Below are 13,935 nucleotides of genomic sequence, written 5' to 3' on the forward strand. Positions count from 1 at the left end.
GCTTTGTCATTCCGCCAATTCCTCGGCAACACCTAAGAAAGCAATTGAACCCACATTGATCATTGACTCGCCCAAAAATGAGAACATAATAAGAACATCGGCGAGGCGGCCGCCAATCTGAAAACAGGTCGAATTGAGCTCTGCAAGGAGAATGAGAACGTGCGCCCGCAATTAGCCCAAGCCCCGAATACCGATCTCGAATGGGAGGTGGAAGCCGTGCTGGCCTGGCACGACGAGGATCCTCGCGCGGCGATTACAACGCTGCTGCTCGATTGTCAGCATCTCCGCCGTCAGCTCGCGTTGACGACCGGAGCCTCCAGCGTTGGCTTTACCAGGGGCTGGACGCCAACTTACGAAAGGCCGGAACGATGAAGACCTGTTCGCCAGAGATAAACGATGAGCTCGAAATTACCAAAGAGGACGTCGCGCAGTTGAAGGAATTCGTCGTGTACATCGGCCTCGAAGGCTTCGACACGCTCAATGAGCGAGGCGGATTCCGCAAGTCCATGAAGCTGATCCGCCTCATGGAGAAGGTCGACAAGGTTTTGGATAAGTGGATCACCTATGTGCCCGATGACGACGGCGCAGAGGAGATCGAGAGGCATCAACCGCTACTGCAGTGAGACGACGAAATGGCAATCACGCAGCGCGCACCCCTTCGATCGAGCCGCCCGAGCTGACAATGCCTGAAATGAACATCTCGAAGAAGTTGTCGCGCTGGTCTCTGGAAGAGGCGCGGCAGGTGGGGCATGTACTGGTTGTCCGGTGCGGGCTTTGCAATATTACGCGCCGTTTCCTGCCGGATGACATTCTTAAGCTCCACAAGAATACCGCCTTGAGCCGCCTGAGGTTTGTCTGCCAGGAATGCAATCAGAGTGCATACATGGAGGTGAAGGTCTATTACCCGTCATCGTGGGATGTCGGAAAACTTCCGATCCGACGCCTCGCCGGAATGCGAGATATTAAAAAGCCTATTTGGCGAGACGAAACCCTTTAGCAGCTGGCAGGGCCCGCGCGCTGATCGGTGCATGCGTAAAGCCGCTCAACGGCCAGGCGGGCGAAGTCGGCTTCGTCGGCGCTAAGGGCAGCCGTTGCCGGTCACCCGGCAAGCGTCTTCCCCGCTCCGGCACAAGATAGGCGACGGTCGTCCAAAGCGGCCGGCCGCCGTCATCAGGATAGCGGCCGGAGGTCGAGCGCTCAGTCACGCTCGACAAATTTGTTAAAGCGGCTCGTCTTTCCGTCCTTGGTCTTTTCCTGGTAGAGAAAGGCAAGCTTGTTTGCATCGAAGATCTTGAAGAATTCGTCCCAGTCGATCTCGTCGAACTCCTCTTCCTTCTCCCCGAAATCGATCCGCAGAACGCCGCCTTTGCCGCGAGTCCGGATCGCTGCCGGCCTGCCATCCCTTTCCTCCGCCCATTTGCGGATTTTCAGGTGATCCGTGGTTGTCTCAGAGCTGCTCATTGAAGCCTCCATTTCCTCTTTCGCACGGGCTGGGTGAAGCGGTTACAGCAGCGGTTGTCTTTGCCTCCAGTCGCGATAGGGCGCGAGCACTTGGCCAGGATAACGCCGCTCGATCTCCTCCTCGGTCAAAGCAATCCGGAAGAGAACCTCCTCTGCCGCATCGTTCTTGGTAGCGTTGCTCGCCTTTTCCAGCTCGCTCATGGTCAAGAACAACTCGTCGTCAGTCATCGCCTCAAGGCGGGTAGCAAGCTCTTCGACCGGTTCGGTGATCAGGGGATTCGCGGACATTGGCGCCTCTTTGCTGATGCCTGTCCAACTTCGCTTCTCATACTAAGTTCCACTGAAAGGCCGAGCAACAGAGCGATTCCCTCGCCTCCTTCTTCCCCATTTAACCGGCAGCTGCGATGCAGGTCGCTCTCGCAGCAGACGGAGACGGACTTACCGGCTGTGAGCTACATCGAGAGGCAAGGCTGGCGGAAGTGGCCATGTCGCCCGGACCTCGCAGCCAAGGCGTTTGAGGTGGCCAATCAGCACGTTCCCGTTTTCGTCGCGCGGATGGACGACCAGAACGCGTGTGCGCCGCAGATCCTGAACGATCATGCTTGGTCCCGCCGTCTCAAGCCTCGAGCCAAACGTCTTCGAACCGCGACGCCGTCGGGGACGGATCCGGCCGGATCGGGTATCCGAACATGCAGGCTCCCGAATATCTACGTTCGCAATCCTGCGCTCAACGCCAGCTAAATCGTGAAATCTCGTTGCCCAGAACAAAATCAATTGTTTCCCGGGCAAGCCGCGCCGTGGCAAGCCCTACTTCTCGAGACATCGTGACGTTCTCACATAGAAACTCGATGTTATTGATTTCCTTCTGCAGCAGGCTCCTTTTCAACTCGTCCTGTCTGAATCCCCTGTCGCTCTCCCCGCGATAGCCCTCGACGAAGCTGTTGAAGATGAGCTCCTTCTCTTTGCTCTGTTCAGCACGAAGCGCCCAGATAAAGGTCGCAATGTCATAGGCCAATGCCCCAACTTTCGTGAACTCGAAGTCAAAAAGAACTGCTGTGCCGTCGCGCATGATGGCGTTGCCAAGCCAAGCATCACCATGGCAGATACCAACGTTGACCTCAGGATCGACCCGGAGCCTATCGGCCTGTTCGGCCAACTCGCGAAAAATGGGACGGAGTGTGGGGTGAATCCGATCTTCCCCGGTCGCTGGTTTGGTTACAATGGGTAAATCTACGGACGCTCGATGTACTTGGGCGAGCGAGCGGCCGAAGGCCTTCGCGTCTGCTGGGACCGGCGCGAGTGGCGAACCGACGATCGTCCGAATTACCAATGCGTTGAACTCGATCTCGTTGACCGTGACTGGTCCAAGGATCTGCCGGCCGTCAACCTCGACGATTTCGCAGCACGGCACATCTAGCGAGATTAATTTCTTTAATGTGTTTGCTTCGCTCTCGAGATCGGACGGGCTATGTAGCGAAGCAGGTGAGAATCTAATAAAGACGTCGTCATTCGTGCTTCTCGCGCGGAGGTTCTTGTTTACTCCGTCTGTCACCATCTGCACGTCGCAAGGTTCCATCCCCAGCGAACTTCCGACATGAGCCTGAAAGTCTGTCATGTTAGAGATTTCACCAAGTAGATTTTTCTGTGCAATAAGGCACTGATAAAACGAAAAAATATGGACTTTGTTTGTCCGAGATGTCCCAATGCGGCCCTGCCGGATAGCGCCTGCTCGATAAATTGCCACATTCATCAAACGTGAGTTGGCGGCCCAAACGGCAAGATCAGCGTCGGCGTCCGCTGCCCGAGAAATGTATCAGTTCCTCAGCGGCAACCGGCTTCGCCGGCGTGGTGCAGTTTCGGGCCGCGTTTGGTTCTCCTACGGGGTGACGTCAGGACAGTATCCTGGCGTCAATCATGCAGCCATGGTGCGGACGTTACGTCTAGGCTCAGCGACCTGGCCGGTATCGCGGTCGAGTGTGAACTGATTGACCAGATCGCGCAGTCGGCTCGCCTCAGACGACAATGTCGCTGCCGCTGCCGTGGATTGCTCGACCATCGCGGCATTCTGCTGAGTGGACTGGTCCATTAGATTGACGGCTGTGTTGATCTCGGCAAGTCCGGTGGACTGCTCGCGCGCAGATGTCGCTATTGCTTCCATCAATTGATTGATCTGAGATACCTGCTCGCTGATCTTGTTTAGCGACTGGGCGGTCTCAAGAACCAGTTTCACGCCGGTGCCGACTTCAGTGGAGGACTTTTCAATAAGTCCCTTGATTTCTTTTGCCGCCGTCGCTGCGCGCTGGGCAAGCTCGCGAACCTCCTGAGCGACAACCGCAAAACCTTTGCCGGCTTCTCCGGCTCGTGCTGCCTCCACGCCCGCATTCAGCGCGAGCAGGTTAGTTTGAAATGCAATGTCGTCGATGACACCGATGATGCGTGATATGCGCTCGGAACTTTCTTCTATCCGCCTCATCGCCTGTTCGGCATCGGACACGACGCAAGCAGAACGTTCTGCGCTGACATTGGCCTCGCGTGCGACATGGCGCGCTTCCTCGGTTCGCTTGGAGGCAGTCGTCACATTGGCAGTAATCTCATCAAGGGCTGCAGCAGTCTCCTCCAGTGAGGCGGCCTGTTGCTCGGTGCGCTTTGATAGATCCTGCGCACCAGAGGCGATCTCGCCTGTTCCGTTGTCGATGCTGTGCACGGTCTGCAGTACAGCACCAATGGTGGTTCCGAGTTGTTTGAGCGACACATTGAAATCCCCACGCAACTGTTCGTACTCCGCAGCGAATGGCTCCGCCAGCTGGAAGGAGACGTCGCCGCCAGCCAGGCGTCTCAGTCCATCGCCCAGCGCCGCCGTCGCAAAGCGCAACTGCAGCGCTTCCCTCTCGGCGCGCTCCTGTTCTGCAACTCGGGCCGCCTCTGACTGACTCCGCGATACCGCTGCCTCCTGCTCCAATCGAAGAACGTTCATGGCATTGTGTCGGAAAATCTCCACTGCTGCTGCCATCGCCCCGATTTCGTCGGCGCGACCAGCGTAGGGGATCTCGCTCTGCAGATCGCCGTCGGACAGGATCTTCATGGCAACGGCAATGCGCCGGATCGGATTGGCGATGCCAAAAACCGCAAACATTGCCCCGGCGAAGGTGACCAGAATGGAGAGGAAAGCGATCACTGCGGTGGTGGTGAACGCGAAGCTCGCTGTGGCGTCGCTTGCGGTCACATATGTTTCCGTCTGTTCGAGAATAAAGGCCACAAGATCTGCAATTTCGTGGGTTACCTTATCGGATTGCGGCTCCATGTTCTCGCGAAAGAAACTGGCTGCCTCTGCGCCCTTCCCGCGGTCCTGGAGTTGGACCATTTGCTTGGCAAGCTCGCTATATTTTTTTAGTTCCGAATCGACCTGACCGATCAACTCGCGGCCTTTCTCTGTGCGCACGCCTTTCACATATTCTTCGATCGCTTGGTCGACCGCGGTGTTTGTGTCGCCGATCAGCTTCGCGCCTGCGGCTTGATTTTCTGGGGACGCCTCCAACAGGTACCGAGCGTAGGCCAGCTTCAGATCCGAGAAGTTTCCCTTGATATCTCTGGCTGTCACCATCCGCTTCATCCAAAAGCCACCAATCTGCTGCGTGTTGTCGTTCAGCGCCGAAATTGTGCTGAGAGAATTATAGGATAACGCCATGAGGAAGGCACAGATGACAGACAAAACGGCTATCAGGGTCTGCTTAACAGTGAGACGTTTCATACGACACTCCAGTTCCTTTGGCCGCCCTCGCGGCTGAATGACTGAAAGAATTCGTCGCAGTTGCTAATTTAGCTTTAACTTTGACCGCTTGGTTCGTCGCTAATTGGATTATCTACGTCGCTTACAAACGATCCCTAGAAAAGCGCCTTCTCACTGCTATCAAGAGTATGCATCTGAAGACTGAGATGCGATCGAGCGGCAAAGTGCATTAGTGGCATAATCGAGATAGTTCGTGCCCGAATCACACGGAAGCACCCTTTGAAAACTCCAGGCCGCCAACCGGCTAGTTGCAACGTCGAACCCGACGAATGCCGTGGGACGGTGGCTCAGTGAAAATTCCGGCTCTTAATCTTCAGGGTATCACCCGTTGACCCGGTGGTCGTTCGAAAAACCGCGCGGGTATTCCGGCGATGCCCATCTTCTCGATTTCATTTATGGGAAGGCCTGGGATCGAAGACGCCGTTAGAGGGTCACGCGATTTGATCACGATGAACATCGCAGTACTCCATTCTTGGAATATCATCCCGTTCAGTTCACGCTAGCACCGCGTCGGTTGCTGATTTTGTCGGGCGAATGAACGCGGCCAAGAAAGTCACGTACGAGTGAGAGCACCTCATCGAGGTTGGTCTCCAGAAGCCAATGACCACCATCCAGCAGATGCAGTTCAGCGTCGGGGAGATTGCGGAGATAGGCACGCGCAGACTTTTCCGGCATGTACCCGTCTTGCGGTCCCCATACGATCAGCGTCGGCGGACGATGCTTGGCGAGATAGTTCCGATGTTGAGGAAACCAGGCGCGGTTCTCTTTCAGGCCTGCGATCAGATCAATCGCTACCTCCTTGCGCTTCGGCGTCATCAACGACCAGTGCAGCTTCCAGAGGTCGGGCGGAATCTGTCGAGCGAGCTCAGGCCTCACATCGTTCAGGAATTCACCCCTGAAGGTCTCTTCATTGATCGCCTCGGCCACTTTCAGCCTCATCTCGGAAAGGGGCAGCCGCCAGGTCTTTTCGATCTCGGCATATTTCGGTCCCAGCGCGTCTTCGTACGGGATATCGCCATTTTGGATGATGAGCGCTGCGATGCGCTCTGGTGCCTTGATAGCCAGCCGCGTGCCAATGGGGGATCCGAAGTCATGGAGATAAAGCGCGAAGCGCTGCACACCGAGCGTTTTCACGAAGCCGTCCAGAAGGCTGGCATAGCCATCGAAGCTGTAGTCAAAGTCGTCCGGAGTCGCGCTGTAGCCGGCACCGGGAAAGTCCGGCGCAAGCAGCCGCCAACGATCCGCCAGCCCTGGCATGAGATTGCGGAATTCGTACGACGAGCATGGATAGCCATGCGGCAACAGCACTACGGGTGCGTTTTCAGGCCCTGCCTCGCGGTAAAAGATATCGATGCCGTTGACGGTCACATGTCTATGAGTCGTTGGTTGCACGCATACCCTCTCGGCCGCTCAGGAAGTTTGATCCCCCAACCCGTCGGACATCAGTTGGTTCCATATGTTACAAGGGCGTAGGTTTGACATGCAAACTGGGCGCGTCCTTCGCAATCCTGACATCATTATTGGACGGTGTAAGATGGCCACAGAGATCAGCGCGCCGCGGCGCGCCCCGGTGCAAGCCGAAATCGCCGCTCTCGGTCTCGACGGAAGGGTACGCACAGGGGGGACGAGATGATGATCGGCATAATCGGGATAGTGGGTGCGAAGCTCGGCCACATCAGGGATGACCGCGCTGAGGTGGTGCAGCATCGCCTCCCGGGCAGCTCCGCCCCATGGCCGGTCGCGCGCCGACGGAGGCGCGGGACCCTCGGGTATCGCTGGACATCAAATGTCATTGCTTGCGATCGCCCTTATCGCCCTGCCTGGTTTGGCTTCTTGTTTCGCGTCGTGGCGCGCATGGCGGAGAGCGATCGCGAAACATCATCGCTCTCCTTGAACTTGCCGTCCTTGTCGCGACGGACGTCTCGTTTATCGGTTCCTGTATCGATCAGTTCGCGCTTGCTCATTGTAGGACCCCCTTGGGGTTGCTCCACTTCAAAAACGCGTGTCGTCGCCGAAAGATGCATGGAATCAATCATCTAGGCGCAATTCTCGAACGCGCCCGCGAACAGATCCCAGTTATTGAAAAATGATTCGTTTCGGGTCGGAACGATTCGCCCCCGAATCACTTGAATCGCTTGAATTGCTTCAGAGTGTCGATGTCATGGCGGGTCCAAGAGCCAATTGGAAGGGGTACATCAAGTTCGGAGAGGTGTCCTTTCCGGTGGCGCTCTATACGGCCGCGTCCTCGTCCGAACGCATCGCTTTCAACACACTCAATCGCAAGACAGGCAACCGGGTCAAACGGGAGTTCATCGACAGCGAGACGGGCGATCCGGTTGAGCGTGAGGAACAGGTCAAAGGCTACGAAGTCGAAAACGGCCAGTATATGGTGCTTGAGCCGGAGGAGGTCGCCGCGGCCGTGCCCGAAAGTGATAAGACGCTGAAGATCGAGGCCTTCGTTCCCTGTTCGCAGATCGACACCACCTATTTCGACAAGCCCTACTACCTGATTCCCGACAAGATGGGCACGGACGCCTTCCTGCTGCTGCGCGACGGCATGAAGAAGAAAGGTCGCCGCAATTGCCCAGACCGTGCTGTTCCGCCGGATGCGCAGCGTGCTCATTCGCGCGCATGGCAAAGGCCTGATCGCCTCGACGCTGAACTTCGACTACGAGGTCCGATCCGAAAATCGGTCGCGGCCGAGAAAAGGGCCAGCAGATGAGCCGCCGCGCCAAACCGCTGCTTCAGGACGAGCACCTTCTCAAGTCCAGGCAGGCACGCCCGCGCGATCCGGCGCAACCTGCTGATCTTGTCGACGCTCATCACGGTCCGGGATGCTGTACGCGCCGGAGTCGGTGCTGGACGCCTTCCAATCTCACTGGTGAGCCATGACTTGGCTGATGGCACTCTGGTAAATTGGGGAGATATTGACGGCCCCGAGATCGCACTTTGGACGCTCTATCCGTCCAGGCGGCTGCTCAGCGCGCGAGTATCCGCGTTCCTGGATTTTCTGAAACAGGCCTTCCCAAATGGGACGCCGCACGAGCTGGCCGCCTATATCGGCAGATAATGACCGGGATCACTCCCGCACCTAAATGCCCTACAGACAAGCGACCCGTTGAAAATCAGGGCAGAGGACACGTGCAACTCGCTGGCGTCGGTCTGAACTGAAGCAAGCAAGACACGTCAGATCAATTCCTCGCCTTTCCTCGTCCGTTTTCAAATTGGCATGAAAGAAGCCGCCGAGGGCCCCATTAAGTGTCTCTCCAATGAGACGGGCTGTCTCATCTCGGCGACTTGTGGCACGGATTTGGCTGCATACCTTCCGTCCAGAAGGAGAACCCATATGAGCCAACTCGCTGACCTTGAGCACACCAACTCCACATCCAGACCGATCGGCCACGGCCGAGCCCTACGTCTTCACACCTACGGCAGCCCCGAATCCTTCTCGGTCGATTCAGTATCCGTACCTGATCCGGGTCCCGGTGAGGTTCTGGTCGAGGTTAAAGCAGCCGGCGTGAACGGCCTCGACTGGAAGATTCGCGACGGCCATGTCCGCAACATCTTCAGGCTGGAGCTGCCCGCCACCCTTGGTATCGAGATGGCCGGCGTCGTGCTGCAGACGGGCCCTGGTGTCACGGGCTTGGTGCGCGGCGATCGCGTTATGGCCGCGCTCGGTCAATGCGGCGCCTATGCCGACCATTTGGTCATCGACGCCGAGAAACTCGTCCTGACGCCAGAAGGTCTGTCGGACGTGGAGGCGGCGGCTATTCCGGTCGCGGCAATGACGGCCTGGCACGTGCTTCAGGTCGTGGATTTCGACCTCTCCGAACGGCGGGTGCTGATCCATGGCGCAGCGGGCGGCGTGGGGAGCTTCGCCGTCCAATTCGCCAAGGCAGCGGGAGCAATCGTCTATGCCACGGCCTCGACCAAAAGCCTGCCGCATGTCCGGTCGCTTGGTGCAGACAAGGTGATCGACTATCGACACCAGCACTTCGAGCTGCTTGTGGCTGACATCGATCTCGTTGTCGACCTTGTCGGGGGTGATGTCGTGGACCGGTCCTGGGCAGTGCTGTCGCCCGATGGTATTCTCGTGAGCATCGCCGCTCCAGACGTCGCATCTCGCGCGCCCCAAGGCCGGCGCGGTGTCTTTTTGTCAAATAGACCCGACACCGCGCGTCTGGCTGAGATCGCCCAGCAAGTCGCCACCGGTGCCCTGCGATCGACAATTGCCGAAGTCGTCGGTTTCTACGATCTTCCCTCGGCAATTGAACGTAATCGCACCGGCCACGCCCCCGGCAAGATCGTCGCAGACTTCACCCGCTGACAGACAAGACCCTGTTCTTCGCGTACCCGACATGGATCGCGGAAATCGAGTTTCGTGGATGGGACCAACGCGGCAATTCGACACGCATCGTTTAAAGGCCTGCGGGAAATCAAGGACAATACCGCGGTCTTCGACAAGAAAGACAAGCCGACCGGGTAAAAAGGACAGGGCGCTCGACCCTTGCGGGGAGCGCCCTGTCCGACCCGGACGATCGAGCGCGACGGGCAAGCTGCTCGGCAGGCGATCATCAAAACGGGTGGAAGCCGATAGATGATGTCCGACCGTCCGGTTTTCAAGGCTCGTTGACGCGCACGAATTCGAAGAAATAGATCGGCTCGTCGCCCTGATCGTCATCGCCGCCACGATCCGGAGCGGAGACCGTCGAATGGATGCCTGAGCCCGCGCCATAGGCCGACGAAGTCGCGCGGCTCGATCGGTGGCAGGCTTCGGAGCCCCTCAAGCAATGTCTGCTTTTCTCTCACCTGAAGAATTGTCCTTTTGCTTGCGCTCGCTGGCTCGCCGCCTGGACTTGGCGGCCCGGCGCGCAATCCGCAACTCCGCCAGCGTCGGCATCCACCAGCCGCGCTTGAGCTCCCGCTGCGCCGGTGGCGTGCGCGCCGGCCAGGTCGTCACCAATTCTTCCAATGTGCCTGTTCGCCAGGATGCCCAGATATATTCTTCGCCATTCGCTGCGGGAAAATAGAAGGCACCGACTGTCGCCCGATCCGCCAATTCGCCGTCAGTCCATATGAAGACGACGACCCCGACATGCGTCCCGATCGCACGCTCGAACGGCGGACAGTCGTCAGCGGGGAGCGGATAACGTTTTCGCCGGCGCTCTCTGATCCTCGCCTTCGACGCCTCAGCTTCCTCCGTCCCTTTGATCGCCTCGCGTCGAGCCCGCCTTGCATCTGGCTCGCTGCGCTCGGCAGCCGCCTCAATCGCCGGCCATCGTTGCCGGAGCTCATCAAGGGAACGATAGGGTACGGTCCAGAGGCGGCGATCAGCATCCCAGCGTGCATAGGGAATTTCACGGATCTCATTGACGACGCTGCGCGAATAGGGCGTCCGGATCTGGAAGGCTGCGGGCGCGACCTCGAGGTACCGGCTTTCGATCGGCTCGAAAGCAAATGCATCCCTACCCTTTTCGTCGGCGAATGTATCGGCCTCGGCTTCAAGCTCGGCCAGCCAGCGGCCGATGCGTTTTTCAGCGGTGCGCCCGGGCACGAACCAGGCATTCAGGCGGTCGCTCCACCGCGCACGTGGGAATGCCTGCCGAAACCGCTCTACCGTTATCCGATCATGCGGCAGGTCAGTGGTTGCGCCCTCTCGCGGGGGCGGGCCGGATGGGTCCTTCGTTTGCTCGTCCATGCGATATCACCTGGCAGCCACCCATGGATAATCAGGCTGCCCGTTTGGATTTTCCAAGGCGCTTGATCGCCTGCTCAAGCGGTCGTTCGCCATCACAATAGTCCTGCCAGGCCGGGCTCTTGGCAAGAAGCGCCGGCACGGTGCGAACGGTGAACCGCTTCGGGTCAAGATCGGACTTCACCTGCGTCCAGGTGAGCGGCATTGAAACGCTGGCGCCGGACCTTGCGCGCGGCGACAGCGGCGCCACGGCGGTGGCCATGCGGTCGTTGCGGAGATAATCAAGGAAGATCCTTCCACTGCGTAGGCTCTTGGTCATCTTGATCAGATAGAGTTCGGGGTTGTCGAGCGCCATCTGTTGGCAGACATTGTGCGCAAAAGCTTTGGCCTGCGCCCACGACAGGGGCTTGCGCTTGTTGACGGCAAGCGGGGTTACGACATGCAGTCCCTTGCCCCCGGTGGTCTTGCAGAAACTGACGAGGCCGAGTTCGCCGAGCCGGTCGCGCATCTCGCGCGCGGCCGTGACCACGGTCGAGAATGGCACGTCGGGGCCGGGATCGAGGTCGAACACCAGCCGGCCGGGCACTTCCGGAAGTCCAGGCTCGCAATTCCACGGATGCAGTTCGACGCCGCCGATCTGGGCGATGGCCGCGAGTCCTTCGATCCGGTCGATCTGCAGGTAGGGCTTCTTGTCCCCGAAGACTTTCACCAGCTCGAGGAGGTTGGAGGTGCCGGGCATCGCATGGCGCTGGAAGAACTGCTCTGCGCCAATACCGTCGGGTGCGCGGATAATTGAGCACGGTCGGCCCTTGATATGCTTGATAAGCCAGGCGCCAACCGCCTCATGGTAGCGAGCGAGATCTTCTTTGGTAACAGGCTCACCATCGCCGGCATCCGGCCAGAGCGGCTTGTCCGGATTGGAGATGAGGACGCCCATGACCTCTGCCTTGGCGCCCTTGCGCCGGACGGGTCTGGCCCTGGCCGACGCCGCAGGCTCGGGCGTGTCTGTCTTGGCGGGCGATGCCGGCTTCTCGGCCTCGACCTCTTTCGCTGGCTTGTCCACGCGCAGGCCTTTGAAGGCGGCTTGGCGCACGAGGCCGTCTGCCGTCCACCCTTCGAATTCGATTTCGGCGACGAGCTCGGGCTTTACCCAGACAACTTCGTCCTGCTTCTTCGGAGCACCAATACCGGCGAATGGCGATCTCGCCGTCTCCAAGGCCTTCAGTTTCGGAACCAACATTTCGACTTTCCTGACGCCGTAGCCCGTACCGACGCGGCCGACATAGACCAAATGGTCACCACGGTGGACACCGACGAGAAGAGACCGGAACTTGCCGTTTGTCTTGGCATAACCGCCGATCACTACTTCGTGGCCGGCGCGGCATTTCGACTTCGCCCAGGTGTCGGTGCGGCCGGACTGATAGGGCGCATCCATCTGCTTGGAGACGACACCCTCGAGGTGCAGCTTGCAGGCGGAGCGAAGCACGGCGTCGCCACCGGATTCGAAATGTTCGACGTAGCGGATGCGGGCATCGTCGCGGACCTCGTTGAGAAGAGTTTGCAGCCGCTCCTTCCGATCGGCTAAACGCATTGACCGCAAGTCATCCCCGCCGTCAAACAGCAGATCGAACGCGAAATAGACCAGATCGCCGGACTTGCCCTCCGAAAGAGCAGCCTGCAGTGCGGCAAAATCCGGGGCGCCATTCGGATCGAGGGCGCAGATCTCACCATCGATGATGCAATCGGGCAGTTCGGATCCGGCCTGTGCGATCTCGGGATATTTTCCTGTCCAGTCCAGGCCTTTGCGGGTCTTCAGCGTCACCTTGCCGTCAGCGATACGCATCTGGATCCGGTAGCCATCGAATTTGATCTCGTGCAACCAATCATCGCCGGCTGGTGGCCGGGCAAGCGTCTCGCACAACTGCGGGGCAATGAATTCCGGCAGCTCCGCTACGGTAGAAATCGCCGCATCCTTGCGAGACCTCTTCTCACGTTGGTCGGTCGCCCGGCCATGCTTGCTGTCCCAGACCGCGTCCGCCTCGACATCCGTGTTCGCCATCATGAACGGTCTCGGCTTTCGCCCCTTGCCGCTGGCGATCTGATCCATACTGCGGCCTGAGGCGACAGACGTTGCATTTTCCTCCAGGATCGCCGCGCCATTCTCTTCGACCGAATGATTGTCGTGATGCTTGATCAGCAGCCAGTTGGTTCGCGTGCCGCCGTCGCGTTCGTTACGCATCCGGACCAGAACGAAGCTGCCCTTGAGACGCTTACCCTCAAGCGTGAACTTGAAGTCGCCCTTCCTGAGAGCCTCTTGGGGTGACATCCTGCCTTCCGGCTCCCAATAGCCGCGATCCCACAACATGACTGTGCCGCCGCCATATTGGCCCTTCGGGATTGTACCTTCGAAATCGCCGTAGTCGAGAGGATGGTCCTCCACCTCGACGGCCAGCCGCTTGTCGTGCGGATCGAGCGACGGCCCTTTGGTCACCGCCCAGGACTTGAAGACGCCATCGAGTTCAAGCCTCAGATCATAGTGAAGCCGGGTCGCGTCATGCTTCTGGATCACGAACCGCCGGCGGTTCGACGGCTTGACGTGCGCCTCGCCGCTCGGTTCGCTGGTCTTCTGGAAATCGCGCTTGGCGCGGTATTTTGAAAGGTTGTCGGCCATGCTCAGCGACTCGATACATTGAGCGCCCCGGCTTCTCCCAGACTGCGCTGGACCGCGGCGGCCTGGCTGGATGCGATATCCGCTGAGACCTCGATCTCTCCTCGGAGGGGGGCGTCACGGCGAGCGCCCTGGTCATGAGAGGCATCCCCGCCCGATGGCGCCGAGCCGGCAGTGTTCCGGTCGCTTGCCGACCGAACGAAGATGTCGGGTCTCGAGATACCATGCTGCTGAACGAGGTGTTCGACCGCCAGATCAGCTGCTGCTCGCGTGTCGAACGTCGCCCGGATCGTGGTCGTGCTGTTGTCCGCCATAGGGCTGTCT

General features: G+C 58.9%; 14 protein-coding genes and 6 pseudogenes. 8 read left to right on the top strand and 12 right to left on the bottom strand.

All coding sequences use genetic code 11. The annotated features are described in order from the left end of the window. Positions 1–159 precede the first annotated feature (159 nt). Genes EFD55_RS18780 through EFD55_RS18790 form a run of 3 tightly spaced genes read left to right on the top strand, consistent with a single transcriptional unit; the run spans position 160 to position 997 of the window. The gene (locus tag EFD55_RS18780) at positions 160–372 is read left to right on the top strand and encodes a hypothetical protein (RefSeq protein WP_245438499.1); all 213 of its coding nucleotides are present in this window, start codon (positions 160–162) and stop codon (positions 370–372) included. Then, positions 369–623 (top strand): hypothetical protein, encoded by a 255-nt coding sequence (locus EFD55_RS18785; protein ID WP_125846540.1) that lies wholly within the window; start codon positions 369–371, stop codon positions 621–623. Before EFD55_RS18780 ends, EFD55_RS18785 begins: the two co-directional genes overlap by 4 nt. A 59-nt stretch (positions 624–682) precedes the next feature. Continuing rightward, a complete protein-coding gene (locus EFD55_RS18790; RefSeq protein ID WP_125846541.1) occupies positions 683–997 on the top strand; it encodes a hypothetical protein in 315 nt (104 codons plus the stop codon). Between the two features lie 200 nt (positions 998–1,197). Here EFD55_RS18790 and EFD55_RS18795 read toward each other — a convergent pair whose 3' ends face one another. The 5 genes and pseudogenes from EFD55_RS18795 to EFD55_RS18815 all read right to left on the bottom strand — a co-directional run bounded on the left by EFD55_RS18795 (position 1,198) and on the right by EFD55_RS18815 (position 5,209). After that, positions 1,198–1,461 carry a hypothetical protein gene (locus EFD55_RS18795; protein ID WP_125846542.1) on the bottom strand — a complete coding sequence of 88 codons (264 nt, stop codon included), beginning with the start codon at positions 1,459–1,461 and terminating at the stop codon, positions 1,198–1,200. A 42-nt stretch (positions 1,462–1,503) separates the two neighbouring features. After that, positions 1,504–1,749 (bottom strand): hypothetical protein, encoded by a 246-nt coding sequence (locus EFD55_RS18800; protein WP_125846543.1) that lies wholly within the window; start codon positions 1,747–1,749, stop codon positions 1,504–1,506. Between the two features lie 165 nt (positions 1,750–1,914). Continuing rightward, positions 1,915–2,061, bottom strand: a pseudogene (locus EFD55_RS33815) (ANTAR domain-containing response regulator); the annotation flags it as partial. Between the two features lie 127 nt (positions 2,062–2,188). Further along, positions 2,189–3,076 (bottom strand): phosphotransferase enzyme family protein, encoded by an 888-nt coding sequence (locus EFD55_RS18810; protein WP_165504837.1) that lies wholly within the window; start codon positions 3,074–3,076, stop codon positions 2,189–2,191. Between the two features lie 297 nt (positions 3,077–3,373). Further along, complete coding sequence (locus tag EFD55_RS18815; RefSeq protein ID WP_125846545.1) at positions 3,374–5,209, bottom strand: HAMP domain-containing methyl-accepting chemotaxis protein; 1,836 nt, start codon at positions 5,207–5,209, stop codon at positions 3,374–3,376. Positions 5,210–5,573: 364 nt separating this feature from the next. Between EFD55_RS18815 and EFD55_RS33820 the strand changes: the two are divergent. Beyond that, a pseudogene (locus EFD55_RS33820) lies at positions 5,574–5,691 on the top strand (class I SAM-dependent methyltransferase); the annotation flags it as partial. Positions 5,692–5,737: 46 nt separating this feature from the next. Here the strand turns inward: EFD55_RS33820 and EFD55_RS18820 are convergent. From EFD55_RS18820 to EFD55_RS18830, 3 genes and pseudogenes are all read right to left on the bottom strand, one after another. Continuing rightward, complete coding sequence (locus EFD55_RS18820; protein WP_245438501.1) at positions 5,738–6,616, bottom strand: alpha/beta fold hydrolase; 879 nt, start codon at positions 6,614–6,616, stop codon at positions 5,738–5,740. Positions 6,617–6,889: 273 nt separating this feature from the next. Beyond that, positions 6,890–6,970, bottom strand: a pseudogene (locus tag EFD55_RS33825) (GntR family transcriptional regulator); the annotation flags it as partial. An 86-nt stretch (positions 6,971–7,056) separates the two neighbouring features. Then, a complete protein-coding gene (locus EFD55_RS18830) occupies positions 7,057–7,212 on the bottom strand; it encodes a hypothetical protein (RefSeq protein ID WP_125846547.1) in 156 nt (51 codons plus the stop codon). Positions 7,213–7,409: 197 nt separating this feature from the next. Between EFD55_RS18830 and ku the strand changes: the two are divergent. The 4 genes and pseudogenes from ku to EFD55_RS33830 all read left to right on the top strand — a co-directional run. After that, positions 7,410–7,944 (top strand): annotated as a pseudogene (gene ku / locus EFD55_RS18835) (non-homologous end joining protein Ku); the annotation flags it as partial. A 104-nt stretch (positions 7,945–8,048) separates the two neighbouring features. Beyond that, positions 8,049–8,318 (top strand): annotated as a pseudogene (locus EFD55_RS18840) (LysR substrate-binding domain-containing protein); the annotation flags it as partial. A 276-nt stretch (positions 8,319–8,594) separates the two neighbouring features. Then, positions 8,595–9,575: an NADP-dependent oxidoreductase gene (locus EFD55_RS18845; protein ID WP_205909787.1), complete on the top strand. Its 981-nt coding sequence runs from the start codon at positions 8,595–8,597 to the stop codon at positions 9,573–9,575. Beyond that, a pseudogene (locus EFD55_RS33830) lies at positions 9,569–9,734 on the top strand (ATP dependent DNA ligase); the annotation flags it as partial. The gene EFD55_RS18845 and the pseudogene EFD55_RS33830, both read left to right, overlap by 7 nt. Before the next feature lie 133 nt (positions 9,735–9,867). On the opposite strand, the gene EFD55_RS33240 reads toward EFD55_RS33830, so the two are convergent. Genes EFD55_RS33240 through EFD55_RS18865 form a run of 4 tightly spaced genes read right to left on the bottom strand, consistent with a single transcriptional unit; the run spans position 9,868 to position 13,925 of the window. Next, positions 9,868–10,035, bottom strand: coding sequence for a hypothetical protein (locus tag EFD55_RS33240; protein ID WP_167493247.1), 168 nt, complete (start codon positions 10,033–10,035; stop codon positions 9,868–9,870). Beyond that, the gene (locus EFD55_RS18855; protein WP_125846548.1) at positions 10,032–10,946 is read right to left on the bottom strand and encodes a hypothetical protein; all 915 of its coding nucleotides are present in this window, start codon (positions 10,944–10,946) and stop codon (positions 10,032–10,034) included. Before EFD55_RS18855 ends, EFD55_RS33240 begins: the two co-directional genes overlap by 4 nt. A gap of 31 nt (positions 10,947–10,977) precedes the next feature. Further along, on the bottom strand, positions 10,978–13,614 hold the full coding sequence (gene ligD / locus EFD55_RS18860) for a DNA ligase D (protein ID WP_125846549.1): 2,637 nt from the start codon (positions 13,612–13,614) through the stop codon (positions 10,978–10,980). A 2-nt stretch (positions 13,615–13,616) separates the two neighbouring features. Beyond that, entirely contained in the window at positions 13,617–13,925 is a 309-nt protein-coding gene (locus EFD55_RS18865; RefSeq protein ID WP_125846550.1) for a hypothetical protein, read from the bottom strand. Positions 13,926–13,935: the final 10 nt, after the last annotated feature.

Source organism: Rhizobium pisi (assembly GCF_003938655.1).
Lineage (GTDB): Bacteria > Pseudomonadota > Alphaproteobacteria > Rhizobiales > Rhizobiaceae > Rhizobium > Rhizobium pisi.